Source organism: Micromonospora sp. C95, from assembly GCF_018070465.1.
Lineage (GTDB): Bacteria > Actinomycetota > Actinomycetes > Mycobacteriales > Micromonosporaceae > Micromonospora.
Genome location: NZ_JAGPXT010000014.1, coordinates 1 through 25067, shown reverse-complemented (window position 1 = coordinate 25067; position 25067 = coordinate 1). Strand labels below are relative to the sequence as shown.

Annotated in this window: 25 protein-coding genes; 15 read left to right on the top strand and 10 right to left on the bottom strand. The window is 66.5% G+C overall.

Going from position 1 to position 25067, the window contains the following annotated elements:
- Positions 1–22 precede the first annotated feature (22 nt).
- From KBX00_RS17365 to KBX00_RS17345, 5 genes are all read right to left on the bottom strand, one after another.
- Positions 23–1531 (bottom strand): phosphatidylserine/phosphatidylglycerophosphate/cardiolipin synthase family protein, encoded by a 1509-nt coding sequence (locus tag KBX00_RS17365; protein ID WP_210828234.1) that lies wholly within the window; start codon positions 1529–1531, stop codon positions 23–25.
- Positions 1524–2699, bottom strand: a complete 1176-nt coding sequence (locus tag KBX00_RS17360; RefSeq protein WP_210828233.1) for a helix-turn-helix domain-containing protein — start codon at positions 2697–2699, stop codon at positions 1524–1526. The genes KBX00_RS17365 and KBX00_RS17360 overlap by 8 nt, the downstream gene beginning before the upstream one ends.
- Positions 2696–6535, bottom strand: coding sequence for an AAA domain-containing protein (locus KBX00_RS17355; RefSeq protein WP_210828231.1), 3840 nt, complete (start codon positions 6533–6535; stop codon positions 2696–2698). The genes KBX00_RS17360 and KBX00_RS17355 overlap by 4 nt, the downstream gene beginning before the upstream one ends.
- 53 nt (positions 6536–6588) lie before the next feature.
- Positions 6589–8022: a hypothetical protein gene (locus KBX00_RS17350; RefSeq protein WP_210828229.1), complete on the bottom strand. Its 1434-nt coding sequence runs from the start codon at positions 8020–8022 to the stop codon at positions 6589–6591.
- A gap of 644 nt (positions 8023–8666) precedes the next feature.
- A complete protein-coding gene (locus tag KBX00_RS17345) occupies positions 8667–9794 on the bottom strand; it encodes a Fic family protein (protein WP_301548126.1) in 1128 nt (375 codons plus the stop codon).
- 201 nt (positions 9795–9995) lie between these two features.
- On the opposite strand from KBX00_RS17345, the gene KBX00_RS17340 reads away from it, so the two are divergent.
- The 7 genes from KBX00_RS17340 (at position 9996) to KBX00_RS17310 (ending at position 14059) form a co-directional block, all read left to right on the top strand.
- Entirely contained in the window at positions 9996–10229 is a 234-nt protein-coding gene (locus tag KBX00_RS17340) for an integrase core domain-containing protein (protein WP_210828227.1), read from the top strand.
- An 89-nt stretch (positions 10230–10318) separates the two neighbouring features.
- Positions 10319–10540 (top strand): hypothetical protein, encoded by a 222-nt coding sequence (locus tag KBX00_RS17335; protein WP_210828225.1) that lies wholly within the window; start codon positions 10319–10321, stop codon positions 10538–10540.
- A gap of 305 nt (positions 10541–10845) precedes the next feature.
- On the top strand, positions 10846–11610 hold the full coding sequence (locus KBX00_RS17330; protein WP_210828223.1) for a hypothetical protein: 765 nt from the start codon (positions 10846–10848) through the stop codon (positions 11608–11610).
- A gap of 157 nt (positions 11611–11767) precedes the next feature.
- Entirely contained in the window at positions 11768–12331 is a 564-nt protein-coding gene (locus tag KBX00_RS17325; RefSeq protein WP_307868787.1) for a sugar O-acetyltransferase, read from the top strand.
- Positions 12332–12554: 223 nt separating this feature from the next.
- On the top strand, positions 12555–13199 hold the full coding sequence (locus tag KBX00_RS17320; RefSeq protein ID WP_210828221.1) for a hypothetical protein: 645 nt from the start codon (positions 12555–12557) through the stop codon (positions 13197–13199).
- A gap of 73 nt (positions 13200–13272) precedes the next feature.
- On the top strand, positions 13273–13458 hold the full coding sequence (locus KBX00_RS17315; RefSeq protein WP_158240193.1) for a hypothetical protein: 186 nt from the start codon (positions 13273–13275) through the stop codon (positions 13456–13458).
- A 148-nt stretch (positions 13459–13606) separates the two neighbouring features.
- Positions 13607–14059, top strand: coding sequence for a hypothetical protein (locus KBX00_RS17310; RefSeq protein ID WP_307868786.1), 453 nt, complete (start codon positions 13607–13609; stop codon positions 14057–14059).
- Positions 14060–14328: 269 nt separating this feature from the next.
- Here the strand turns inward: KBX00_RS17310 and KBX00_RS17305 are convergent, their stop codons facing one another.
- Together KBX00_RS17305 and KBX00_RS17300 are read right to left on the bottom strand one after the other, a co-directional pair.
- A complete protein-coding gene (locus KBX00_RS17305; RefSeq protein WP_210828219.1) occupies positions 14329–14952 on the bottom strand; it encodes a hypothetical protein in 624 nt (207 codons plus the stop codon).
- 193 nt (positions 14953–15145) lie between these two features.
- The gene (locus KBX00_RS17300; protein ID WP_210828217.1) at positions 15146–16267 is read right to left on the bottom strand and encodes a 5-methyltetrahydropteroyltriglutamate--homocysteine S-methyltransferase; all 1122 of its coding nucleotides are present in this window, start codon (positions 16265–16267) and stop codon (positions 15146–15148) included.
- Between the two features lie 477 nt (positions 16268–16744).
- On the opposite strand from KBX00_RS17300, the gene KBX00_RS17295 reads away from it, so the two are divergent.
- The gene (locus KBX00_RS17295) at positions 16745–17197 is read left to right on the top strand and encodes a hypothetical protein (protein WP_210822896.1); all 453 of its coding nucleotides are present in this window, start codon (positions 16745–16747) and stop codon (positions 17195–17197) included.
- An 82-nt stretch (positions 17198–17279) separates the two neighbouring features.
- Here the strand turns inward: KBX00_RS17295 and KBX00_RS17290 are convergent, their stop codons facing one another.
- Positions 17280–17816, bottom strand: a complete 537-nt coding sequence (locus KBX00_RS17290) for a hypothetical protein (RefSeq protein ID WP_210828215.1) — start codon at positions 17814–17816, stop codon at positions 17280–17282.
- Positions 17817–17896: 80 nt separating this feature from the next.
- Complete coding sequence (locus KBX00_RS17285; protein WP_210828213.1) at positions 17897–18517, bottom strand: hypothetical protein; 621 nt, start codon at positions 18515–18517, stop codon at positions 17897–17899.
- A gap of 93 nt (positions 18518–18610) precedes the next feature.
- On the opposite strand from KBX00_RS17285, the gene KBX00_RS17280 reads away from it, so the two are divergent.
- The 6 genes from KBX00_RS17280 to KBX00_RS17255 all read left to right on the top strand — a co-directional run bounded on the left by KBX00_RS17280 (position 18611) and on the right by KBX00_RS17255 (position 23466).
- Entirely contained in the window at positions 18611–19201 is a 591-nt protein-coding gene (locus tag KBX00_RS17280) for a hypothetical protein (protein WP_210828212.1), read from the top strand.
- A 192-nt stretch (positions 19202–19393) separates the two neighbouring features.
- The gene (locus KBX00_RS17275; protein WP_210828210.1) at positions 19394–19933 is read left to right on the top strand and encodes an RNA polymerase sigma factor; all 540 of its coding nucleotides are present in this window, start codon (positions 19394–19396) and stop codon (positions 19931–19933) included.
- Positions 19930–20736, top strand: a complete 807-nt coding sequence (locus KBX00_RS17270) for a zf-HC2 domain-containing protein (RefSeq protein WP_307868785.1) — start codon at positions 19930–19932, stop codon at positions 20734–20736. Before KBX00_RS17275 ends, KBX00_RS17270 begins: the two co-directional genes overlap by 4 nt.
- A 14-nt stretch (positions 20737–20750) precedes the next feature.
- Complete coding sequence (locus KBX00_RS17265; RefSeq protein WP_210828207.1) at positions 20751–21557, top strand: ABC transporter ATP-binding protein; 807 nt, start codon at positions 20751–20753, stop codon at positions 21555–21557.
- Positions 21554–22894 (top strand): hypothetical protein, encoded by a 1341-nt coding sequence (locus KBX00_RS17260; RefSeq protein ID WP_210828205.1) that lies wholly within the window; start codon positions 21554–21556, stop codon positions 22892–22894. Before KBX00_RS17265 ends, KBX00_RS17260 begins: the two co-directional genes overlap by 4 nt.
- The gene (locus KBX00_RS17255) at positions 22891–23466 is read left to right on the top strand and encodes a hypothetical protein (protein WP_210828203.1); all 576 of its coding nucleotides are present in this window, start codon (positions 22891–22893) and stop codon (positions 23464–23466) included. The genes KBX00_RS17260 and KBX00_RS17255 overlap by 4 nt, the downstream gene beginning before the upstream one ends.
- Here KBX00_RS17255 and KBX00_RS17250 read toward each other — a convergent pair.
- On the bottom strand, positions 23435–23833 hold the full coding sequence (locus KBX00_RS17250) for a hypothetical protein (protein ID WP_210828202.1): 399 nt from the start codon (positions 23831–23833) through the stop codon (positions 23435–23437). The genes KBX00_RS17255 and KBX00_RS17250 overlap by 32 nt on opposite strands.
- 198 nt (positions 23834–24031) lie before the next feature.
- On the opposite strand from KBX00_RS17250, the gene KBX00_RS17245 reads away from it, so the two are divergent.
- Entirely contained in the window at positions 24032–24841 is an 810-nt protein-coding gene (locus KBX00_RS17245; protein ID WP_210828200.1) for a DUF5984 family protein, read from the top strand.
- The last annotated feature ends 226 nt before the right edge of the window (positions 24842–25067 follow it).

Below are 25067 nucleotides of genomic sequence, written 5' to 3'. Positions count from 1 at the left end.
GGCCCGGGCCAAACCTCGTTTTTTACCGGCTGATGACAGGTGCGAAGATGCCGCAGACTTCCATGCTCGTCGGGGAGTCGCCGCGGCGCGGAGAGATCCAGCGTTCGAGTAAGTGCCTGCTGGCTCTAGGCCCCGGAGGACCCGAAGCCGGCTCAATCAGCCACTGTGCCTGATCACCGGACAGTCGGTATTGGCGCGATCCGCTGAAGATCAGGAACTCTTCGCCGACTTGCTGGAACAGTGCGGGTCCGTCGTGCAAGCTCAGCTGCATCCAGGTTTGGTCACTGCAGGCAACGACGCCTTGCGGAGCGAGTGGCCAGCGGTGCAACGAATCCGCCAGCAGTCGGTCGGCTGCGGCGCGGGCTGTTGGCTCAACGCTGAACTCCAGGTCTGACTCGGTCATACAGTGTTGGAAGTAGTGCCACGCATTCCCGACAGCACCCGTCCCGTCCAGCTGAATTCCAAGTTCCATGCCGCCGGTGAGGCCCATCGCCGTCATCAGATTGGCAGAGAAGACGGAACCGGTTCGTCCGTCCGCAATGCATCCCTTGGCGTGAGTCAGGCGATCGGCGTAGATCTCTACCCCTGCCCTTTGGAACGCTGAAGCCTCCGCCCGCGATGCATCGGAGTTGTTCCGGCCACGCATCAACATCCTGACCTGGACTCCGCGATCTAGTGCACGGCACACCGGCTCGTACAGCAATTCCGGCCGTGCTGGTTGCTTCGGCAGGCCGTAGGTCATGTTGCCGATGCTGAACGTCGCGAGGATCAGTTCTTCTGCGGCCTGGTCAATGGTGCGCCTCATTGAGTCGAGAATTCGATGCTGCTCCTGCCAAGTCCAGAGGATCCGGCTGTCGTGATGGCTGTCGGGTAGGGCGTCATCGTCGGGGATCCGGTCATGCACAGAGTGATGTGTGGGTGCCGGAGGCATGTCCCAGGCACTGTGTCGCCACAGCCGTCGGAACACCCACGCCAGTACGGCGACCTCCTCCACCTCCTCGAAGACGAGGCCATTCTCGGCCACGGTGTCGAATGAGCGGGTGACTAGGTTCGCGCTGGACACCAGTGCGCGAGCATCGTCTACGACGACGAACTTCGCGTGCAGGCCCGGGTAGCCACGGACGTAGATGCCGCTGGTCGTGAGACGGGTGAAGTTGCGGTATTCGATCTGCGTGTCGATGTCCATCGTATCCGATGCATCGTTGATGGCTCGGTTCAGTCCGCGGTCATCGAGCGCGGAAACGACATAGACACCGCCCTGGAGGCGGTCGGCAGCTCGCTCGAGAGCGTGCCGGACATCCTCGTCACCCAGGAACAGCGTTGCGACGAAGACCCGCTTTTCTGCCGAGTCGATCAGTTGGATGAGCTCTTCCCGGATGGTCGAACCACCGCCCGCATAGGTCAGGCAGTGGCGGTAACCCTTCACCTGTCCCGCGTGCTGTGACACGAAGGGGGTTCGTTGGGGCGCATTCTCGCGTTTGAGGAAGTAGCCGCCCTTGAGCGTCCGCAGCCCCAGGTCGATGTCACTCAAGGGGAAAATCCCCCTCACGCCGCAACGCGTAGACGTGCTGGTAGTGCCGGGCGGTCCAGAGCGCGCTGCGGACATGGGCCGGGGTCAACTCTCCTGGGGCCAGTCCGTAACGAGTCGCGCTCGCTTCCACGATCGATGTCAGCCTTTGGTAGGTGGCTTCCGCAGCGGGTTTCATCGCGGCCTCCGCCATTGCGTGCTGGAGCGCGAAGATGCGTGCGGCGCTGCTGTCACCTGGTGTGAACTCGACGTCGATGTAGACGACATCCCTGTCTCCTTGTATTAGCAGGCCACCGGGATGGCCGAGACGGATCCCGTCGGTCGCTGCGGCGACGGCCGCCTCATGGCCCAGCTCGTATCGCCAAGCCCGGCCGGTGTACTCCGCCGCGACCAGCCCCCAGCCGTCGGCGGCGTACGCCGCCTGCTCAGCCAGCTCCGCCCAACGCCTCGCCAGGTTGTCTGCGTGGGGGACGAGGAGGTTCACAGTCTTCGTGGCGCCTACGTCGACCTTTAGGCGTGCCCGATGCGATCCGTCGCCGCCTGTCTCGACGCGCCCACTGGAGCGATACTGTGGGCTGTACTCTGGGACGAGATCATCTGTGGGAACCGCTGCCACGATGTCTTTCGGCAGGCCCAGGATTGTCTGCCGCCTGATGCGGTCGGCGATGATCTCGTGTCGGGGGGTCAGGCCGGCACCGCGGTCGACGTCGACGTATCCGGCCGGTTCTGCCCGGTCCAGTCTCGGTGCCCGCCGGCCCGAGTTCTGGGGGAGGGCGATGAGCTCGTCGGTGTCTGCGAGGTACAGCAGCGTCATCTGGGTAGGGCGGAGCCGTGCCACCGCTGTCTGCTTGACTGCCACCTGGCCCGATTCGGTCGCGATCGCCTCGGCCTCGCGGGCCTCAAGCAAGCCGAGGCGTACCAGTCTGCCGAAGATCGTGACGATCGCCGACTGCGGAATGCCGGTGATTTCCTCGATGTCGATCGGGTAGGCAGGGTCGAGCGCGATCGCCGCCTCGATGATCAGGCGATCGAGGACAGTAAGGCTCTCCTCGATCTTGCGTGTCATCGGTACGTCAGGCCAAATTTCGACGGCGAGGAGGGTCTCCTGTACGACTACGGTGGCCTTGGAATCGGTCTCTCGTGCCGGTTGAAAGGTGAACCGCACCGTCATAGTCGGCGGATCCGCATGAAGTCGGCGTCTCGGTCGACGAGGTGGAACAGGTTTTCGTAGAAGATCCGCGCCTGGCCGGGCACGCCGCCCTCGTCAGGTTCGCCAAGCGCCCGCAGGGTGCGGCCATGACCGACGATCACGAGCGCACGACGCGCCCGAGTGAATGCGACGTTGAGGCGACGGATGTCCTGCAGCCACTGCCCGTAGTTGGGGCCGATTCGTCCCCGGGTGCGAGCCCTGGTGAAGCTGATGATGACGAGGTCACTCTGCTGGCCCTGAATGCGGTCGACGACGTCGATGACCTCCCAGTTCAAGCGCGGCAGGTCGGACGCGCGCAGCTGGGCTGCCAGTTGCTGGGCTTGGGCGCGGTAGAAGGCGAGAACACTGACGGTGATCGGGGCGGCACCCGCCCGTGCGAGCCCTTCGTCGTAAAGTCGGCAGAGGCGCTCAACGAGGACCTGCTCCAATTTGTTGACGAAACCGTGGTCTAGAGGCTCATCGCCGGCGTCCTTGTAGTGGCTCGTGTCGACGAAGATTACCGGCTTGGTGAGCGTTTCGGTGAGCACCAGCGGCGTGACGCCAATACGTTCGAGGTCGGTTGCTGGCGGCGTCTGGTACCGCCCCTGATACACAGGTTGATCAACGATCCGGGCGAGCGGCTCGATCATGCGACGTTGCCAGACAAGTTCCTGGCGGAGTAGTTCGGGACATCGGACGACCGCTCTTTGGAAGAGGCTCTGCACCAGGTGACGCAGCATGGCCTCCAGTACCCGACGGTCCGCATCATCGCTGGAGGCCGAGCTCACGATCCGACCGTACGCCGCGGAGAATTGGTCGCGGAAAGTGCTTTCCCAAGAACCGTCGGCGACCAGTTCCTCGGCGACCTCTAGCACGCTCTGGGTCCGGAATTTGTGCAGTTCCTCGTCCTCGGCCCAGACCTGCGCCAGATGCCGCACCGCAGCCTCGATAGTCTTGTCTCCGCCACGGCCAAAGCGGTGCAGGGCGGTCAGCGCATGGAGGAAGTACTCGTCACGCTGGTCGACGTGCGGGGGTAGCTGATGCTCGTCGCCGACCAGAACCCACCGCCGCGCCCGCGTAGCTCCGATGAGGAATTCGCTCTCGGTGACCCGGCTGGCCTCATCGACGATGAGTGTGTCGTAGTCCGCGTAGCGCACCACCTCGCTGCCTCGCCCGACGATTCCCTTGGTGGTCGCGCAGACGAGGTTCGCGGCCCGCACTAGCGACTGTCGGATGTCGACAGCGAGACGCTCGTCTGACTGCTCAGCGGCCAACTCGCACCATCGCCGGTGCAACTCCGGCAGCCGCTGCAGAACTCTCCGGCGGCGCGCGTGTTGCCGGATGGCCGCGTCGTGATCGGCCGGATTCTCGGATTGTCCAGTCAGCGCCTCATCAATTTCCTTAAGACGCCGCAGGGCGACGCCGAGCCGTGCCTCCGCGGCGGTGCGTTCGTTGTCGGTGTCGGCAAGCGTCCGCTCGATGCGGTCCCGGCCGATCTCCCACTCACGTGCACTCCACGTCTGATCGTGCTCGGCCTCCCGGTGTTCCTCGCGAGCCCTCCCGATCTCGTTCAGCGCCCAAGACAGCTGACCGGCGAGGTCGGCTATCGGACCTAGCGGCGTAGGACGGTTGGGGTTCGGGAAGACCGGAGCTTCCGTTACCAACAGTGGCGGGATCATTTCGGCCAAGTAGACCGCGATCCGGCGGCGTTCCTCAGGATCGGTGATCTCCGCTGTTTGTGCGCCACTGCAGTCGGCGATCTCCGCGAGACGGGCCCACTGCAGTTCGGCCTGCCGAACTGCCGTCGCCCTCTGCCGGCGCGCGTTGCTGACCCGCTCCCGTGCCTGCTCACCACCGGCGGCATGAGCGGCCCTGGCAGCTGCGAGATCTCGTTCTGCCTCGCCATTTCGGGCAGCGGTGCGGAACAACCGCACTCTCAACCGAGCTGTTCGGTCCTTACTCTCAGCGAGCTGACGTCGCGCCGCGCTGATACCACCCAAGTGCATAGCGGTGAGTATCCGCCCGAGCCCTGTTTGGTGGGTGACGGCGTCGTTGAGGTGCTGGCGAGCCTGCTCAAGAGCCGCCTCTTCCGTAGTCAGCATCGCCCGAGTGGTGCGCAACTCTGCGGCCGTTTGGGAGACGACTTGCTCTGCCCGTCGCACCTCTGAGCTCAGCTCACTTACCCTCCGCCGCAGCCCCGCTTCGGCTGAGGCGAGGGCGATGTCGGCCCTCGCCAGAATATCCATCGCGGAGATACACCGCCTGGCCAGCGGCGGCAGCGGCGAGAGCACAGGTTGAGCCTGCTGGAGGAGACCGGCGTACTGCTCTATCGCGCGGGCGAGTGCCTCCTCGGCCGCAGCGAGCCTAGCGACCGCCCGCTCTGCGGCGGCCTGCAGCAATCCCGACTCCTGTTCACCCTGCGCCCGAGCCCGGTTGTAATGGTCGATGCTAGCCGCTAGCGCTACACGTGCTTGTGCCATGGCATTCATCTGACGGCGTTTTTGGCTGATGGCGGACTTTGCGCGTCCGGCGGCGCGGATGCGCTCTTCGACCTCCTGCAGCTCGCGGGCCCACCGTTCGTCTTGGCCGCCGTTCTCAGGTTTGAGAACTCGGCCAGCGAGCTCACCGCCCACGTTGGGTTCGAGAAAGTCGTGCACGGCCTCTTGGACGCGGTCGTCGCTCCACGTGATCCGAAGCGGCCTGATGCCGGGTTTGCGGCCGATCCGGCTCAGCACCTCATCAACGGCGACGTGGCTTGGCGCCAGCAAAAGCACTCGCTCACCCCGGGCGATCAGCTGTCTCGCGATCTCGCAAATGACCTCGGTCTTCCCCGTTCCCGGTGGGCCCTGCACCAGGAACGTGTGCGGCGATGAGACCGCGCCGGCGACGGCGCGGCGTTGCTCCTCATTCAACGGCACACCGGCCGGATCGTCGTCGCAAAAGAAGTGCTCAGGAGGGACGAACGAGCTGGGTATGGCAGTAAGGCCGTCGGGTCGGCACAGAAGGCGGGCGAGGTCATCCCAAGACCCCTCCACCTCGCCGTTGAGGAAGTCCTGCAAGGCAGAAGCGTTTTGCCGCATCCCGAACGGCTTCACGAGGTTGATGGTGACCGTCGTGCCGATATTTGGCGTCCAGTGCGATGGTTGACGGACGGCGAGGCGTCCGATTCTTACCCGCTGCACGGTGGTGTTTACGGTCAGGCCGCCGGGACCGGTCACCATCACCCGTCGGCGGTCGAAGTCGGTCAGGTCCGAGCCTGGCGCCGCCTCGACGACCACCGCGCCCCGGCCATCGTCATTGTCCTCGATGCTGATCACGGTGCCCGCTATGGAACGCTCGGCGGGTTCCGGGCGCTGTTCGACGATACCTAGGAGGCGCCTCAGGCGGTCGTACTCCTTGTGCACTGAGCGTTGTAGACGAACGGACGCCTGTGCGGGACCTCGGGCCTGGTACGCGCTTCGCCACTGCTTAGCCTGAGCCAGCAGATCTTCCATGTCGAATGGAAGTTCACGGTAGTTGGGCTCGAGTGACACCGTTTTTGGGACGATGCGATCCACGCGCCGCTCCATCGAGGATGTCTCATCGATGGAGGTGAGCTCAGCCAGCCAAGCATGGGTATGTCGGGCTCTACGTCGCCGTACCCTTGCTTCAAAACGGGCGCCGCCGAGGCGGTATGCCTGATATCCGGACTGTCCCAACGAGCGGTATCGGGCGATCCACACGCCGCCGGTCAGGTCATCGGCAAATTCTTGCAGCGTAACCCCAGGTGGCAGCGACAGGCGCTGTGGCGTCGACAGCACCAGCTCGCCGATCTTCATTGGCGGCGGGCCATCGGAGCGTGGGTGTTCCGGTTTGAGTAGATGTGACTTCATCAGGCCTCGCGGATAAACTGCAGGGCCTCGATGTGCTGACCAATGTTTTGACCGGGGGAGTGCTCGCTCCAGAACGCCCGCAACAGTGCGAGAGCCCTGCCGCGGAGGTCCGTGCTCTGCCCGTGCGACACGGATTCGGTCCCGTGCGCTAGAACCGACCGGTTTCGTGCGTCGACGACTCCGCGCATGCTCTGCACAGCGGCAAGCTTGTTCCACTTGAGTGCGCTCAGCGTGGTGTCGTCCATAAGATGGAGCAGGATCATGGCATCCATCAAGGCGACCTTGCGGGGTAGCGCCGGTGTGGGCGTGCCGTATAGAGCGTCGGTAAACGTCCCATACCTGTCAGCCAGGTCGGTCGGGTCGCCGAGCTTCGAGTAGTCCGGGTTCTCCAGGTCGAGGCCGAACGTGTCGGACAGCCGCTCCTCGAAGGCCTTCTCGATGCTGCGGTAGTACAGCAGGGCGGCAAAGTCATAGCGCCCCAGGTCCTGGTAGTGATTGCCGAGCAGGAAGAAGTTGAGCAGCATCTCCGGACCGGCCCGTCTGGCGAGCGACTCCGCGAACTCCAACTGCTTGCCGATCCGCTGGACGATCGCGGCGTCGAGACCGGGCCGGTTGCCGCGGAGGTGATCCCGGACGCGGCCGACGTGCTCAGGGAGCCCGTCGACATTGAGGTCACACCAGGCTTCGTACAGTGCGGCGAGGTCGCGTAGGAACCGAACGCGGACCGGCTCCGACACCGACCTGCTCAACTCCTCGAACCGCTGGCGCGCACCTGTGTATGCCCCGCTGCGGAACATCGCCTCCGCAGCGGTCATGTCCTTGTCGCCGAAGAGGGCTGTCGGATTCGGTAGCACGCACAGCTTCTCGCTGCCCGGCAGCGCCTGCCGGATCTCCGGATCGAATGTGCTGTCGATGTAACACATGGGAAGGTCGAGCTGTGACGCGGCGAGTGCCGCGCCCGCGCTCATCACCTTCTTGCCACCGGTGATGTCGATGATCGCTCGCAGCGGCCGGTCGCCGCTAAGCAGCGCGCTGACCTCCTTCCGAACGATCTCGTAGATGCTCGTCGGATCCACCGGGTCACAGGACACGTGCCGAATGTCGGCGAACGCGATCTTCCCCGCGAGCTTCTGCCAGATGGCGTTAATCGTCTCCTGGGTGTTCGCCGACGAGATGATCAAAAGTTTGGCTGGGCGGGTGAGGGCGAAGGCTAGGAGAGTCGTCTCAGGCGAAAATCCCGATAGGCTGATCAACAGATCTACGGGTGGGCACTCGACGTCCCTGGAGTTGTCCCGAGCCACCTCGACGGCCTCGTCGTAGATCTCCGCGAGTCGGAACCTTTGCGCCTGCTCGGCCGCGGTGCCGTCCCCGTAGGTTTCCTCGCCGCGGAAGATCCGCCGCATACGAGCGTGCTTCTCGTACAGGGTCGTCATAGAACGAGCATCTTACGGTGCCGGACGACGTACACGCGGCCTCTAACGGGTGGCTGCGGAGCACCGGGTGAGACTGGCGGCCGGACGCCCCGGGCTCACAGGAGCCAGCCTGCATCGGTCGAACGGCGAGGCGCTCGGCGCCTTGGTCGCGTAGCACGGCCAGATCCACGATTCGCTTCGCTGCCGTCGGTCAGCATCACCGCCACATCCACCGCAATCCGTCCCGGATTGTGTGCCCCGTCGCTGCCGCAACCCCACCGGCGTCGAACGCTTTGGGTGGCCCGCGCCTCGGTAACCCTTCGGGCCGTGTCTGTGCAAAGGGGACGTCGGAGCCTTGTCGTCTACGGTCGTTGACCGGCTGGCTAGCGCCGCCTACGCTGCCACGCATGCATACCTGTTTCCGGCAGGTATGCGGGACGTGGGTGTCCGATCCCCCCTCGGACACCAAATTTCGTGGAAAATCACGATAAATAGGACAAGTTTCCTGTCCTATTTGGGGCTACTTAGACCCAAATGCTTGTAACTTCTGGAAGCAGCTGCCTGGCTGTGGTTGGCCGCATCTGTCCAATTCGGTGACAGGTGATGGCGTCTCTTCGGCGCGCTGACGTCGCCGATTCATGTGGTGGGCGTGCCGCGTCAGCGCGTCAGCGTCGGTACGGGTCGATGATCTCCTTGGGGCGTAGCGCGGGTGCGGCGAGGTCGCGCAGTGTCGGCGAGGTGAGGTAGAACCTGCCTCGGGTCTCGCCGTGCTGTTCGAGCATGCCCGCCCGGACGAGGGCGCGAAGGTCGCGGGTTGCTTGGTCGTCGGTGAGGTTCTCGTCGCGCTGATAGAGGGTCCGGCGTACTCGACCGCCGGTCGCGGCGAGGTGCAGGGCGCTGACGACCCGCTCGGGTAGCCCATGGCGTCGGACCCAGGTGTCGAGCAGTTCCCAGAGATGCGCGGCCTGATCGAGGCGTTGCCGGACCAATTGGGCCTGTTGATGATGGGCGCTCAGGCAGAATCGGATCCACTTGCTGGTGTCGTTCTCGGGCTGCCAGGTTGGGCCCCCGACCTCACCGAGTGCGTCGTAGTAGGCGTAGGTGTTCCGGCCGACGCCCAGCCACTCCTCGATCGAGGAGAACTCCGGGGCGAGGACACCGTCCCGGGCGAGCACGAGGGTGTGCAGGCAGCGGGACATTCGGCCGTTCCCGTCCCGCCAGGGATGGATCTTGACCAGGTTCAGGTGAGCCATCGAGGCCCGTACGAGCAGCGGAGTCTCCGGCTCGCCGTCGGCCAGCCAGTCGATCAGCTCGGAGATCAGAGACGGAACGTCGTCGGCGTCAGGCCCCGTGTAGACGTGCCGGCCGGTGTGCGCCTCGTCGATATGGATGTCACCCGGACGGAAGCGGCCCGGCCACTTGCCGAGCTCATGCCGGAGCATCATGAAGTGCAGCGCGTTGAGCAACATGTGCTGCCAGGCGAACTCCCGTGAGCGGGCGAGTTGCTGCACATAGGTCAGGGCGTCCCGGTAACCGGTGATGACCTCCCAGGTTTGCGGGTTCGTCTCCACCGGCTCGTCGCCGGCAACAGCCGCGGCGGCGTCGTCCAGGGATACCTGGTAGCCCTCAATCGAATTCGATCCCTGGATGGCGTGAGCGATCAGGGTTCGTCGAAGTTGCCCTGTCCAGCGGTGCGGCTCAGCGATCTGATACCGCAGGTTGTCCCGCATCGTTTCCAGTTCGCCAAGCACGCGCTTGTCGTCATCCGTGAGCGCAGGGGTGCGATACAGCATGCGTTAATCATACAATGCTTTCCGCCGAATCCTAGATTAATTCCAGCATCACGCCGGTGAAGGGCATCAGGCCGCCCCTGACGTGTCGCGCCTCTCGCTGAATGAGGTTGTTCGGTCATGACACGACCTATCCGACCGAAGGAACACCTCGTCGGTCCACTCGCACCCGCTGTCCTGCCCGCGCGTCCGGGTCCAAGCCCGATGCCGTACGACAACGCGATGGCCGAGGCGTTCAACTCCCTCTACAAGGCCGAACTCGTCCGCAACCGAGGCCCATGGCGCGGCCTCGACGACCTGGAGATGGCCACCGTCGAGTACATCGACTGGTACAACAACCGCCGCCTGCATGGCGAGCTCAGGCACGTCCCACCGGCTGAGCACGAGGCACTACACGCGATGACCCACCCGGTCACCGCACCCCTGAAAACCAGATAACCAACTCTCCATCAAACCCGGGGCTTGACACCCACCACACGTGCTGCCCTGCACCGAGCCCGACCACGTGGGCCGACACTCACGTCGCCGTGGACGGCATCATGGGAATCGGACGCAAGAAGCCCTACTCACTGGCAGGCGAAGCCGGCAGCCGCTTTTGGATCCAGGAATGGGGCTACCCGCCGATCGGAGCGCGGTGCATCACGGAGAGTCCTATCGAAGAAGACGGCTGGGCCTGGCAAGTCCTCGCCGGCCACGATGGCAACGAATTCTGTGTGCTGCGGCCACCCACGACACCTACCGACCACTGATCCGCACCAGGGGCTGGGCCCCACCGCAAACATCCGCCTTCATCCGGTATGGGCCCTGCGCCGGACATGTCGTTGTGCCCGGTCGTGCTGGTCTTGATGTCTGGGGGCCGTGGCCGCCACGATGTGTCGGTGCTTGCAGGGTTTGGACATCGGAGGGCTGGTATGTGCAAGGGGCAGCCCTTGCCGACGGCCGACCGCATCGACATGTCGTCGACGTCCAGACGCGGCCGCTTCTTGCGTTCCGTCCGTGGCGTCTCCATTCGTCAGCGGGTTGGGCGGACTCGACCGGCTGCGTGTGACGCTCCATGCTGATCATCGAGGAGCCGGGCCGGAACCGGCTGCGCTGGATTCGCATCGTAGTGGCGGCCTTCGCGGCGTCCGCCATCGTGGCCGCAGGTGCAGCCCTCTGGGAGTGCGGGCGCCGGGCAGCTGGTGCCGTCCCCGATGTCAGCTGCATCCTCTTCGTCGCCACCGGTGTGCACCTCGCCGGTACACGGTGGCTGCGCAGGCGGGGCCGGCGCGCGGACTTTCGCTGGCGGGCAGCATTGGTCCTGCCCGATGGCGTACACCCTGGTCTGCAGGGCCGGTGGTCCCGGTCCGCGCTCGCCATCGACGCAGTCGCGGCCGCCGGCTCCGTCGGGAGTGGGCTGCTGTTCTCCGGCGGGCAGGTCGGCGCGGGCAGGGTGTGGTCCGGCCCGATCGGGTCGATACTCGCTGGCGCGGCGGCCATTGCGCTCGCCGCGAGCGCCTTCGGGCGCTTGCGCCGCTCCGGATACGTGGTCATCACCTCGCATGGCGTCGCGGTCAGCGGCCACATCGTCCTCTGGGAGCAGATCGGGGCGGTTTACCACGACAAGGAGGGCGTTCACCTGCGCCTGAAAACACCAGAAAACCCACGATACGTCGGGCTCAGCAGCCCGGACTGCGCCGTCTCCGACGAGCGTCTCGCCGAGGCAATCGAGTTCTACGTCGCCAACCCACACCGCCGATCCGCCCTCGACATCGGGCCTGACCAGCTCGGCATGCCTGCCCGCCAAGGACCCGCGCAGACACCGTCGCAGGCAGCCTGATTCAGCCCGGCAACGCCACGAGAGCCATCGCACAACGAAGACTGAGCAGGCGAGTCGCGGCTAGATCCGGAGGTTCGATGAGGAGTCAACGACAACGGGGGGAGGCGTTCGCCTGGGTCGTCACGCAGTCTCTGATTCGCCGTGCCAGGATCGTCTCGTGCGCAACGAGGAACGGATACGAACGCGGACGCCCGAGTCCCGAGCCTTCGCGCAGCGCGTACAACTCGTCATGAACCTGACCTCGCGCCTCAACGTGCTGCCGTTTGACGACCTCGACGCGCGCCGGACGTTGTTCACCGAGATCTTCGGCCGACCCATCCCTGACTCGCTGTCCATCCTGTCACCGTTCTATTGCGACTACGGGCTTGGAGCATCGTTCGGAGAGCGCGTGTTTATCAACCAGGGATGCTTCTTCCTCGACTACGGGGGCATCACCATCGGTGACCGGGTCCTGATCGGTCCCCGAGTCACTCTGAGCACGGCCGGCCACCCCGTCGAGCTTGACGAGCGGTACGACTTCATCACACGCGCGCCCATCGTCATCGAGGACGACGTGTGGATCGGCGCCGCGGCCACGGTCACTCCAGGAGTGACAATCGGTCGGGGCTCGGTCGTCGGCGCGGGCGCCGTCGTCGCGAAGGACGTGCCGCCGCTGAGTGTGGTGACAGCAACAAGCGTTGTCGAGCGAAAGCGTCTCAAGCCAGCGTCTACCGCAACCTGAACCTGCGGCTCACCCACTCACACCGGCTATTTGACGGGAAAGCAGTTGGCGGTCGTCCGGTCCACGGGCCAGTACAGGCAACGGTGGACCACCGGCAGACGGCGCGCTCGGGAGGCGGCATGTGCGTGCATCTGATCAAGCGTGGTCCCCGCGCAAGAGGCGGTGGCGTGTTCCTCGCCGAGGTCGCCGATGTTGAGCCGGTGCGGGCTGCGAGGATCGGCCGGTGGACGGCGATCTGATTGTCGCGGTAGCACGACTCCGGGAGGCGTTCGTCCGGTACCCGGACAGGGCGGTGCTCGTTGGCTGCCCGCATTGCCGGGGGCAGGCGCCGGTCGACGGTCATGACTTGTTCTCCTTGGCCACCAGCCTCGGCAATACGGTCGGCAGCTGTGACGACCTGAAGAGTCTGCTGCCCTTGCTGCTGGGGCGCTTGGCCACCTCCACGGAACTCGACCCAGCGATCATGTTGGGCAAGCTGCGTCGCGGGCAGTGGCACACCTGGCCTGAAGCCGAGCAGGAAGCAATTGACGGCTACCTGGATGCGGTGTGGCGGTCATTGCTGGCGACGTACCCGTCGCAGGTCGGGTCGTTCCTCGACCCGACCACCTTCCTCGACGCGGTCGTCGCCGGCGGTGAAAGCGTCACGCGATTCCTCGGTATCTGGGACGTCACGCATAGCTCGGCGGCAGACCGCCACCTGGCCGACACTGTGAACGGACTCAACTTCGCGGACAGGAGGCCGGCCACGCTGGTCGCCTGGCTGCGCAGCGAGACGGTCCGCGACCGACTGTATCGGGCGTTCGAGCGTGACCACGCCATGTCGTGGGGTGACGACCTGGCGCGGGCCTACGATCTCGTCCGCTCGTAACGACACTCGGTCTGCGGCTAGATCAGTGCGTCCGGATGACTGCACGGCCATGTGCCCTGGCAAACTCAGCCGCGTGTTGACCACCATCACCCTCCGGAACGTCGGTACCGCCGCTATCGTCGTCGGACTGCTCATCGCCCTGTTGACTCTCGGCACAACCACCGACCGTCCATTTACGCTGGCCTGGCTGCTCGTCCTCGTCGGGACCGGCCTGCGGTTGGAGGCCGCCATCCGTGCCCCGAAACGCCAGGCACGATAGCCCGACCGCTGACCTTCCCGGCAGTACAGCAGCCAGTACAGCAGCCCAGCTGTCGGTGCGGCAGGGGTGGCGGCTGGCGCAGTCCCCTCGGTGCGAGCGTGCTCCGACAGGTTGCCCGACAACGTGCCGAATATCGGATGATCTGTGCGTGGAGATCATCCATCTGCTGCAGGCGGGAGTGACCCGGCCGCACCTGGATCCGGCGGCTGGTGCCACCTGGCTGGCCATGGTGTACGACAGCGCCAGGGCACTGCACGGTGTGGTCACGACGTCTGTCGAGGAGCCGACGGTCGGCCGAAACCACTACCGGGTCGGTGTGCGACTGCGTGATGGCAAGCCGTTGAGCATCCTGTTCAACGCCGCGGTCTTCCTGGTCGCTGCGGCCGAACAGCAAGACCCCCACATGATCAACGCGGTGTTCGTTGACGTCCCCGGCGGGGACATCTACCGCCGCGCAGGGCTGCGGGTCGCCACCAGGGCAGAGCTGAATCAGCCGCTCCACGAGCGGCACCTGCATCTTCTGACCGAAGACGAACGCCGGGATGTCGCCTACCACCAGCCGAGCCGGCTCGGCGACCTGCTGTTCAACTGGTTCGACTGAGCTACCCCTCCGCGCTGCGTCCACGGCTCGGTGCGGAACCGCTCGGCGTACCGGCGCAGCGCCTCGGCGACGTCGACCACCCGCTGGTGCGTCCCTGCCGTGGCTGCCCGTCGAAGTGCCTCGAGCCAGCCGTCATGTTCCGTCTGTAGCCATTTGCCGGGCCTGCTCGACGCCGCGCGGCGCAACCGTGTCCCGCCCAGGCTCCGGCGGATCGCCCCACCCGGGGTCGAACCACCGTGCTGCGGCGGCGGTGTCCAGGTACCAGTCGGTCAGCCGCCGCCCCTCGTCGTCCGCTCCGTCGGTGGTTCCTCGGCGCGCAGGCGGGCGGTGGCGAACAATCGAATCAGGTCGTCGAGTCGGTATTGTTCGGGCCCGCCCGGTTGCAACAGTCCCAGGTCGACGAGTTCCTCCAGCACCTGCTCGGCGTCGTGCGGCCCGAGCTGGGTCAGTGCTGTCGCCGTAGCGATGGTGAAGGAGGCCGTCGTGGTGTGCGCCAGCCGCCTAAAGACGGTCCGCGTCGGCTCCGGCAACTGCTGGTACGACATCATGAACGCGGCCTCGACCCCGGCGCCGTCAGGCGTCAGCACCGCAAGACGGCGATCGCTGTCGGACAGCTCTTCCACCAGGCGGGTCATCGACCAGCCCGACCGGCCGTCCAGCCGCGCGGCGGCGATCTGCAACGCGAGCGGAAGGTGGCCGCACAGGCGCGAGACGGCATCGATCTCCTGGGTGGAACAACCCTCCGCGTCGACGATGGTGCGCAGGAACGCCGCTGACTCCTCGGCTGTGAACGGCGCCAGACCGATCCGCAGGGCGCGGCCGGTCGGCGGCAGACCCGGTGGCCTATTGGGCAAGCGCAGTACCTCCTGCGAGGCGCCCCGTCCGGAGCCCATGGTTGCCGCATAGCCTGCAACAATGACTGACGGGCCGGCTCGGTTAGGTGGACGCAGCCACGTCATCCTGGCGGTGGTCCTGGACTGCGCCGACCTGGATCGCTCGGGACCCTTCTGGTGCGAGGCGCAACGATCCCCAACCGGACACAACACATAGACCAACACCAGAGATCTCCAACCGCCCTCTGAGCGGTCAGCCCCAGATTTCCTCTGCGGTTTCGGCGATCAGCCGGAGTTTGGCGACCTCTTCGTCGTAGGTGAGCACGTTGCCTTCGACCGTTGAGGAGAAGCCGCACTGCGGGGAGAGGCAGATTCGGTCGAGCGGGACGTATTTGGCGGCCTCGTCGATGCGGCGCTTGAGGGTGTCCTTGGATTCGAGAGCGCCCTTCTTCGTGGTGACCAGGCCGAGGACGACCATTTTGCCGGGCGGGACGAAACGCAGCGGGGCGAAACCGCCTGAGCGTTCGTCGTCGTACTCCAGGAAGAAGCCGTCGACGGCCAGCTCGCTGAACAGGGCTTCGGCGACGAAGTCGTAGCCGCCTTCGGCGGCCCATGAGGAGCGGAAGTTGCCGCGGCACATGTGGGTGGTGACGGCCAGGCCGGCGGGGCGGTCGGCGATCGCGGCGTTGATCTGGCGGATGTAGCGCAGGTGCTGGTGTTCGGCGTCGTCGCCGCGTTCGTTGAGCAGCTGCCGCTGAGCGGGGTCGTTCAGGTAGGCGAGGCTGGTGTCGTCGAGTTGCAGGTAGCGGCAGCCCAGGTCGGCGACGCGGCGGACCTGTTCGGCGTAGGCGGCACAGAGGTCGGCCCAGAACTGCTCCTCGTCGGGGTAGACCTTCGGGTCGATGGCCGCGCGGCCGCCCCGGTAGTGGACCATGCTGGGCGACGGGATGGTCAGCTTGGCGGTGACGTCGTCATCCACCTCGTTCGCCAGGAAGGTGAAGTCGTCGCCGAAGATCGTCTCGGTGAGCCGGACCGGGGCGTCGATCGCCAGCGCCGCCGACTCGAAATCGAGCTCGCCCTGATCGTTACGGAAGTGCACCTGGATCTTCTCATCGGTGGGACGAATCCCCCCTAAACGGTAGATAAAGTCCATGTGCCATGAGGTGCGCCGGAACTCGCCGTCGGTGGCTGAGCGCATACCCACGTTGCGCTGCATGCGGATCACGTCGCGGATGGCCTCGTCCTCGATGGCGCGCAGCTCGTCGGCGCTGATCTCGCCGGTGGCCTTCTGCTCACGCGCTTTGAGCAGAAGGGCTGGGCGGAGCAGGCTGCCGACGTGGTCGGCACGGAACGGCGGGGTGTCGCGCAGCGTCATCGTTGATCCTTCCGTGGAATTACCCCGCTCGATACGCTACCGCTTGCAAGCGGATCAGGCGATGGCGCCCGCGGGCCGCAGAGGGCGATGTCTCCGGCTAGCAAGGCAGCGGCAAGCCACAGGCACCGGGTCGACATGCCGGGGTACCGCCGCCGGGCAGATCCGCCGGCTTCATCCAGGCGGGCCGGGGCGGCTGCTCCGGCTCGGGCTCGGCGGCCGGCCGTGGAATCCGATCGAAGAAATTCACAATGGCCCTCCGGTGCACATCCCGTCGTGATCGGTCGGTGGCGTCAGGCGGTGCCGGACAGAGTTCGCTGACGGTGAGTAGCTGCGGCCGATCAGGGCATTCTTGAATCGGATGCACGCTCTTCGGCACGACCGCGCGCCAGGCTCTGCTGTCCTCGGTCACGTACCGCAACGCCCGATCTGCGGCATGTGCGGATATCGGCTTGGCGTCAGCTGGTACAGGATACGGGCGTGAGTGAAAGTCTCCTTCGTGTCGTGCCGACCGTGCCAGATTGGGTGCCGGCCGAGGACGCCGTGGATGCTGCGGCCGAGGTCGTCTCGGCGATGTGTCCGGACGCGGGAGAGCTGGTCGCCTGCCGGTACGCCGACGTTACGTTCATCGACCAGGGCGTCAACTTCGAGGCAGTCGGCTGCCCGGTCTGCGCGGCTTCGCTGGATTCCGACTGGTGGCAGGAGCGCATGGACGATGCCTATGCCACTCGCTTTGCGACATTGGATGCCGTGACACCGTGCTGCAGTGCCACCGTTTCGCTAAACGACTTGGAGTACTCCTGGCCAGCCGCCTTTGCGCGATTCGAACTTCAGGTTCGCGATCCAGGCCGTGGCTGGTTGTCGCCCGACGAGGCAGCGCAAGTGTCGACCGTGCTTGGCATCACGGTTCGCCAGGTCTTCAGTCACTACTGACGGAGCACCGCAGGCAACGACGCCCGCTCGGCGGCATGACAGTGCACTCGATCGAGTCTTGAAGGACTACGCAGCCGCCCGATCAGTAGTGGGCAAGGATCTGCGTGACAGGGTGGCCGAGAAGGGTGGCCACGTCGGCGAGTTCCCGGGCATCGAGCTCGTACTTCGCGCGAGTCGGGTTCATGGCGCATACCTCGAATCGGGCGAAGCCGACCGGCCAGTCGTAGCGAAGCGCGACCAGGGAGGTGACCGCAGCGCAGCACGGCACCGTCGCATCCAGGTTGTCGAAACTCTCGCCGCTCTCCTCGATCAGATCGTAGAACCACTCCATATCGATCTCCGCGAGGCAGCACGAGCACGTGATCCTCGTGGTGTTCCCGCCGGCGTCGATCAGCGTGACGTTGTCGTAGAACTCGTGGTCGACATGCTCGACGTCGTCGTCGGGACCGGAGAACAGCCGAGCGACGTAGGCCACGGCCGCGGCGGCGGCCTCGAGGGTGGGCTGCCAGTTCACGTCCGTCGGAATCAGACGGATGTATCCATCACTCACGGCAGCCGGGATGCCTTGCCTGATGCCCTCATCAACGTCCGGGCCATCGTCAGAACGTCCGGACGCCACGCCCACTCACTGAACGCAGATGGCCAGATGAGCGTGTCGATCGCGCGAATGTGGCGACTCGCCGTTGACGGGCGGAGCTACTACGCGGTTGGCTCGGCGGGATAGCCGCACCGTTGCGGCGAGCAGTCCTCGGCGTGGTCCCTCGACCAGAGGTAGTAGTCCCGCTCAAGCATCCGAGCAGTCATCGCGAGTCGGCGTTGCCGTATCCCGGGCACGGTCGATGGCAGTGCCGTGAACGTTTCCGGGAGAACAGCCAGTGAGCCGGTGATTTGCTCGCCGTCGACCATGCGTAGGAGCACGCGGCATTCCCACCAGGGGTGGTCCTTGCCGGGCCAGTAGTAGTTGGCCGGGTCGGGGAAAAGGTAGTGCGGGGTATTCGGGTCCAGGTGTGCCCGAAACTCGGGGCTTGCGGATCCCATCCCGAGCCGCCGCCTGCCCGCCTCCTCGTACAGGGCGTACATCTGGTCGCGGTTGAGGGCCTTGAGTATCCGGGCCTGCCGGGGAAGGGGCTGCCGACCGGGTGGGGTACGGACGGGCCAGCCGGCCAGGACACGTAATCCTTGTCGAAGGTTCCAGGCAGCAGCATCCTTGCGGGGCGTCGGGAGCGGGGGAGGCGGTGTCCACTGGTATCCGGCTTGGGCGATGTGGCGCAGCATCCACTTCCGCCCCTGTTCTCCGGTGGTGTTCCAGGTCCAGCTCATCGGCCGGGTCTGCATCGCCCGGTCTCGCCGGCTGATAAGCCCCGGGCGAGAAGGTCGCCATCTGCCTTGCGGGCGGGCGATCAAGGGCAGGTTGTGCGTCAGGTCCGCCAAGAACCGGACTCGTTCGAGAACCTCGTCGGTGGAGGCAGTTCCCGGCTGCCGGCGTGCTTTCCCGGCCGACGAGCGGATCTCGATAAGCGCGTGATAGGCAAGCAGGGCAGCAACCGTGCGGTCGTCAACGTCGACGGCGCGGGATCGGAAACGTCCAGCCCCGCCGTGTGGGCGGACCGGGACCAGCTTCTCGGTGGAGGGTTTCTGATTCGGGGACACGCTCACATCATCGCTGGCGCCGGACCCGGTCGACGACGCACTCTCGCGCAGGTCGCTTGGGCCAACGCCGACCGAGATGCAGCACGTCACCAACCCAGCGACAAGGTCGTCGTCCGCTCTTATGAGAAGACGCGCGAGACGGTCCTCGACGACCATGCATTCCCCAATAGATCAGGGCGCGAAGTCCTCGGCATGATCGAACGCGCTGACATCCGCTACGACCGCGCCTGCCGCCGCCGTTCCTCCGTCACGGGCTGTGACGTCCGGACGGCGGCAGAAGAGTTCATTGCACCGGTGGTGTGCCCTCATGGTGGTCGAGGAAGAAATCGAGATGCCGATGATCCACGATCATGATCCCGCCCGGCGTGAGGTGTAGCGCACCAGCCTGCACCAGCCGTCGCAGAGCGCGGTGCGCCTGCCGAAGATCAGCAGGATGTGAGTGGTTATCAACGCCACTCTTGCGTGCTGCTCGCCGCCGTAGCAGCCGAGATTGGCGGTTACGCTGGTGCCCGTGACGAGAACCTGATCTTGGTGGTCGGCGTCTGTATGGACGTGAGGGAAGACGAAGGGGAGTTGCTGCGGCGGATCGCGCGTGGCGACGGCGCGGCGTTCGACGAACTGTACCGCCGGACGTCTCCGTGGTTGCTCTTTCGTCTCCGCCGTCGCTGCGCGGACGACGACCTGATCGCTGATGTCATCCAGGAGACGTATCTCGCGGTGTGGCGGGCCGCCGACTCCTACGCCGGTATGAGTGCCGGTAGCGCAGTCGGCTGGCTGTGGTCGATCGCGGCGCGGCGGCTCGTCGACGGGTTTCGGCGACGCGCGAGGGATTCCCAGGCGGTGCCGCTGCCGCTGGCGCTGGAGGACTCGCCGGCGGCGGAGGATGTGGTGCTGGCCGGCGCGATCGGCGACGACATGGGTGATGCTCTGCGCCGGCTGGCACCGGAGCTGCGCCAGGTGCTGCACGCCCTGGTGTTGGACGGACTTTCGGTCCGGGAGACCGCGCTCATGCTCGGTCTTCCGGAGGGAACCGTGAAGACTCGCGCCCGTCGTGCGCGACTGGCACTGCGGGAGGCGTTGTCGTGAACGCACACATCCCGGTCCGGGCATTGGGCCGCTATGCCGCCGGTGATCCGGGCATCGCACCGGACGTTCTGTGGGCGATAGAGACGCACCTGGAGCAATGTGCCGACTGCCGGAGTCGGCTGGCGGACGCCAGCGACGGTGACACGATGGCGCTGTTGGCCGCCGTCTGGGTGAAGGTGGACGCTGCGATGTCCGCCGCCGAGCCGGCGACTGTCCGCCGCCGGTGGATGCCTGCGCGGTCCGCCCGGTGGGTGACGCCCGTGTTGGTTCCCTGGCTCGTGACGACGGTGCTGGTGGTGCTGGTCGCGCTCGGGTTCGACCTGGCGGTTGCCGACCGGGGTGCGGCACCGCCGTCGCTGGTGGTGCTCCTGGCTCCGGTCGCGCCGCTCCTCGGGGTCGCCACCGCCTGGACCCGGCGGCTCGATCCGGCCCACGAACTGGTCGTCGCGACCGCCCGGGCTGGCCTCGGGATGGTGCTGCGACGAACCCTGGTCGTGCTCGTGGTGGTGATCCCGGTGCTGGCGGTGGCCGGTTGGATGGTCGGCGCATCCCCGGCGCGCTGGTTGATGCCCTGCCTGGCGTTCACGGCGTGTGCGCTGGCGCTCGGCAAGGTGGTCGGCCTGCCGAGGGCGGCGTGGGGCCTGGCGTTGCTCTGGGCCACGGTGGTCGTCGGACCGAGCATCGTCACCGCCCGGCTGCCGGTACTGCTGACCGAGGCCGCCCTGCCGGGCTGGGCGGCGCTGACCGTGGTGGTGGCTCTCGTCCTCCTGCCTCGTCGCAGTGGTTACGCGGAGTTCCGATGAGAAGAAGGTACGGAATGAGGAAAGGGATCAGTGCTGCCCTCCTGGCGCCGACGACATACGCGTGGGCGATCCGGGCGGTGGAGCTTCGGGTGCGAGCAGGCAGGCGCCTTGCCGTCGATGGCCTTGACCTGTCGATGGGCAACGGCGTGCACGGGCTGCTCGGGCCCAACGGTGCCGGCAAGACGACGCTGATGCGGGCGCTCGCGACCGTGTCGCGCCCGGCCGGCGGCGTGCTCGAACTACTCGGTCACCCCGTGCACGCACGACCCGACCTGCGGACGTTGCGCCGGTCGATCGGCTATCTTCCACAGGAATTCGGGTTCTACGGCCGGTTCACGGTGCGGGAGTTCGTCGAATACCTTGCCTGGCTGAAGGAGGTGCCGGCGGCCGACATCCCGGACGCGGTCCAGCGTGCGTTGGAACGCGTGAGCCTGGCCGAGCGTGGCGACTCACGCATGAAGACGCTGTCCGGTGGGATGGTACGGCGAGCCGGCATCGCGCAGGCGATCGTCAACGATCCGGAGATCCTGCTGCTGGATGAGCCCACGGTAGGTCTCGATCCTGAGCAGCGGCTGGCCTTCCGCTCGCTGCTGCGCGAGTTGGGCGAGCACACCTGTGTCGTCGTCTCCACCCACCTGGTGGAGGACGTGGTCGCTGCCTGCACGAACGTGGTGCTGATGGATGCGGGTCGGCTGGTGTTCCACGGTGGTCCGGCGGATCTGGTGGGACTGGGCCGCGAGGGGGTGGGCGACAGTTCGGCCGAACGCGGGTACACCGAGCTCTTGCGCCGGCACCGCGCGGCGGGGGAGCGCACCGCATGACCGGTCGGATCCTGCGCATCGAGATCCATCGGTCGGTGGCGCCCTGGACTGCCCTGGGCGCCGCGCTGGTCGGCACCGCCCTGCTCTATGTCGCCCTTAACGGTTGGGGGGGACGCTGGATGCTGCTGGCGCTCTGGCAGCGGGAGTACCTGTTCATCCTCTGGCCCATGGCGCTGGGCTTGGGCGCGTGGCAGGCCGGCCGCGACCGCCGCTGCCGCACCGAGGAACTGGTCGCGGCGACCGCCCGTCCGCGGTGGCAGCGGGTGCTGCCGGCATCCACGGCGATGGCGCTCGCCGGGGCCGCCGGCTACGTCCTGATGTACGTCGGCGGCGCGGCCCAGGTCGCGGCGTACGCGAGCTACCTGCCGGGACAGTCCATCGTGATAGCCGGTGTCGGTGTGCTGTGGATGGTGTCCGGCGTCTGGCTGGGCATGACCGTCGGGGCGCTCGCCTCGTTCCGCCTGACCCCACCCGCCACCGCCGTCGTCGGTGCCATAGTGGCGCTCGTCGCCATCACCGACCGGGGGTACGCCCACGTGCCGAAGATCGTTCATCTGCTGACTCCGTCACCGTTCGGGTTCTGGGGCGACTTCGTGACGGTGCTGGGCAGAGTCAGCGTCGCCCACACCGTCTGGCTGGTCGGCCTGGCGGTGAGCGCGCTCGCCGGCTTCCTCTGCGCCACCCGGACCGCCCGGATGATGGCGGCCCTGCCCGCCGTGGTGGCGGCCGTGCTGGCCCTGGCGATACTCCCCGACGGCCGGCAGCGGCTGCCGGTACCCGACGCGGCGGCCGCCGCGCTGGTCTGCAGCGCCGGACCGGGGCCCGAGGTGTGTGTCACCCGGGTCCACGCCAGCGCGCTGGCGGAACTGCGGGATCCGGCACGGCAGGCGCTCGCGACGATGTCGGCGAAGCTCCCGCAGGCACCGACCTCGGTCCACGAAACACCCGAATCCTGGTACGAGACCCAGCCGACACCACAGCCGAGGGACGTGCTGCTCGTGGAACTCGAGCTCGCGCCATGGGGTGGTGCGAAGGCAACCCCCGACGAGTTGCGGTGGCGTCTCCTCGACGGGGCGGGCACCCGGCCGTGTGCGTACGCCATCGGAAACACCGACGCGGCCCGGGCGAACCGCGTCGCGCGGCTGGCCGCGGCCGCCTGGCTGGCCGACAGTGCGCCACCGGACGGCCCGGACCGCGACGCGGCACGTCAGACGTGGCAGGCACTTCGCGCGTTCCCGGCGGCCGAGCAGCGGGACCGCGTCGCCGCGCTGCGGAGGGCGGCGCTGGCCTGCACCGAGGTGAACCTGCTCGACCTTCTGGTCGGTGACCACCCATGAGATGGCTCACGTTGTACCTGCGGTGCCGGGGCGTCCCCGCCGCCGCCGGGGCGGCGGCGGCCGGCGTACTCGTGTTGTGGTGGCTGGGCCAGACGGCCGAGGAGCCGCGACTCAGGCTCGCGGTCGCGTTGTTGTCGACGCTCGTCGCCACCGTCGCGTTCGGGCCCGGGCTCGTCGGCGCCGATCCTGCGTTGGAGCGGACGGCACCCCTCCCGTGGCCGCCCCGCCGCGCCGCGCATATCCTGGCGGTGATGGCTGCCGCGACGCTCATCGCCGCGGCGCCGGCGCTGACCGGCGAACCGCTGGCGACGGCGGCGCTGATGATCCGGAACACCGCCGGGATCGGTGGGCTCCTCGCCGTCGGAGCAGTCTGGGGTGCGCAGTGGGCCTGGCTTCTCCCGGTCGGGTGGACACTCGTGGTGATCCTGTCCGGGCCGGCGAGCGGGCACCTGTACCAGGAGATCCTGACCTGGATGCTGCAGCCGGCCGCCACCACCTCGGCCGCTGCCTGCGCCGCGACCATCGCCGTCGTCGGCGTGGTCACCCACGCCGTTCTCGGGGGTCGCCGGTGAGCAACCGTCCCGGCGGATCGCCGTATCGCATTGTCGGCGCGACCGCTCGTCGAGCGCCCACCGCAGGTCTTTCCCGCTTGATAACGCCCGGTCTGCGGCAGATCAGTGTGCCGGTGACCAGGTGCAGAATCATGTGCTCATGGATGTAGAACAGATCGTGGGCTCCTTCGTGGTGGAGATCGGAGTTCGGCAGACATGGCCGTTCGTCGGGGCTCTGCGACAACCGATCCGCACCCGCCCAGGAGACTCGCCTGTACATCGACGCTTCCTGGACCATCGAGGCAACCACCTCCACCAGCGGCGGCGTAGAGAACGACATCCGTTGGCTGACCACAGCCGCGGCACTCAACAACACAACGATCGACACCGCGTGGATCGACGAAGACGGCGGGCTGCACCTGACCACCGATTCCGGGCTTGCTCTGGCCGTATCAGGCGAGCCAGAGCCGTACACCACTGGCGAGCCATGGCGTCTGAGCCGCTGGCGTCCCGTTTGATCAGGCACACGTTATCGCGGCAGATCCGGGCTCTCCATCGACCGCCGGACGTCAAGGATACTGCCGCAATGATCAGGTTCCGGTTCGAGCTATACCCACTGGACGAGGTGTCGCCGTGGGGCAGTGACCAGCCGAGGCTCCACTGGTTCGGGCTCACCGAGGGCTGGTACTGGCTCGAAGCAGGCAGGCAGGAGCTGCTGCGCCGTACCCGGCAAGTTCACCCGCATCCCTACATCGACTACTACCTGGCCCGGCTCTGGGAAGACGTCATTGTCCTTACTCCCGAAGTGCTGGAGCCGATACCCGACGATCTACAGCCGTTCATCGCCTCCGACGCCGCGCAGTGGACGTGTGACCCGCTCGAGTTCGTGGCCGAACCAGATGAGGAACGGACTGACGACGGGAACGCGGACGTGCCCGACCATCCAGTCGTCACGGCCGCGATTTGGCACGGCGAACACAACCTCGACTTCTTTTACCTGCGCAATCCTCCCAAGATCCGGTTCTGGCGTACCACCCGTAACGATCGCGACGAGATCACCATGGATTGGCGGCACGAGGACGATGGCGAGATCGGTTTCACCGCCGACCCCACAGTCCGGCTCAGCGTCCCGACCACCGCGTACCTTGAGGCCGTGCACACCCTCAACCGCGAGCTGATGGACACCATGGGACAGCGGATCGAGGAGCTGGAACACCGCCGTGGACTACCTGGCGCGGACCTTGACCTCATCCAATTGCGGCGGGAACACGAAGACCGCCGGCATTGGCTTGCCAAGAACCTTGACCGCTCCCCAAAGACCGACTGGAGCGTTGTTCGCCACGGTGCCCGCCTGCTGCTTGGTGACGTTCAACGGGCCGACGCCCCGACGGGCTAAGCAATCCTGCGAGCACCTGACCGGGACAGCATCCGCTCATCGGCCACGTCCGTAAGGAACCCGGGCTGACTCGGCGGGACGCCGCGTAGCGCCCGGCTCGCGGCATTTCAGGGAGGTGAAACGAGGAGTGCCTGGCGGGAGTTGGTGGAGACACCTCGGGCAATGAGGTCAACCAAGCCCCAGGCGTTGTAGAGCCGAGGCGACGTACCCACGGGCGGCCCGGTGC